Origin of the sequence: Falsiroseomonas sp., from assembly GCF_030695085.1 — a bacterium.
Taxonomy (GTDB): Bacteria; Pseudomonadota; Alphaproteobacteria; order Acetobacterales; family Acetobacteraceae; genus Falsiroseomonas.
In genome coordinates, this window is sequence record NZ_JAUYTS010000200.1 from 1 (window position 1) to 1,078 (window position 1,078).

Annotated in this window: 1 protein-coding gene; it reads left to right on the top strand. The window is 71.3% G+C overall.

The genetic code is table 11. From position 1 onward, the window contains the following. The coding region (chrA, locus tag Q8S40_RS21235; RefSeq protein WP_305671998.1) for a chromate efflux transporter at positions 1 to 851 on the top strand (851 nt) is incomplete at its 5' end. Positions 852 to 1,078 lie beyond the last annotated feature (227 nt).

Below are 1,078 nucleotides of genomic sequence, written 5' to 3' on the forward strand. Positions count from 1 at the left end.
GCGCGGCGCTTCTCGGCGCCCAGGCGGCCGTGGTGGCCCTGATCATCCGCGCGACCCACCATATCGGCACCCACGTCCTGATTGACCGGGCCCTGTGGCTGATCGGCGGCGCGGCGGTCGTGGCGACGCTTCTGGGGGCGCCGTTCTGGATCGTCCTCCCGGCCGCAGCCGGCGCCTACGCCCTGGTCCTCGCTGGACGGCGAGGGGAGGCGCTGATCCTGCTGGCGGTGGCCGCGGTCGCTGGGCTCGTCTGGGTCGTGACCCGCGAGACCGTCGGCGCCGGAGCGACGACAGTCGAGGGCCCGGGGGCCGCGGCGGCCTGGCCGGGCCTGCTGCTCTCCGGGCTCAAGGTCGGGCTGCTGACCTTCGGCGGCGCCTACACCGCCATTCCCTTCCTGCGTGAGGATCTGGTCGGCCGCGGCTGGCTGGACGACGGGACCTTCCTGGACGGGGTGGCGGTCGCCAATGTCCTGCCCGCGCCCCTGATCATCTTCGCCACCTTCGCCGGCTACGCCGCCGGCGGACTGCCGGGCGCCGTGGCCATGACCGCGGGCGTCTTCCTGCCGGCCTTCGCCTTTTCCATGATCTTCTACGACCGGCTGGAGAGCATCGTCTCCGAACCCCGCATCCGCGCCGCCCTCGACGGCGTCGCCGCCGGAGTCATCGGCGTGATCGCGGCCACGGCGATCAGCCTCGCGGCGGGCCTTTACGATCCGGCCCATGGAGGCCTGGCGCTGTTCCTTCTCGCCGCGATGGCCCTGTTGGCGCTCTATGTCATCAGGAGCCGCTATGCCCCGCCGATCGTGATCGTTCTGGCCGGACTGGCGGGGCTGGCGCTGGCGGCGGCCTGACCGCGGCGCTTGCCTTTCCCCCCCAACCCGCCTATAGGCCCGCCCACTTCACACGCAGGCGTGGCGCGGCCGGGGAGACATCCCGTCCGCTCCAATCCGAGGGCTTACGCCTTTACAGCGCCTGCGGCGGATCAATCGGATAAAGGACTAACCTCATGGCTCTGCCAGAATTCTCCATGCGTTCGCTGCTCGAAGCCGGCGCCCATTTCGGCCACCAGACGCACCGG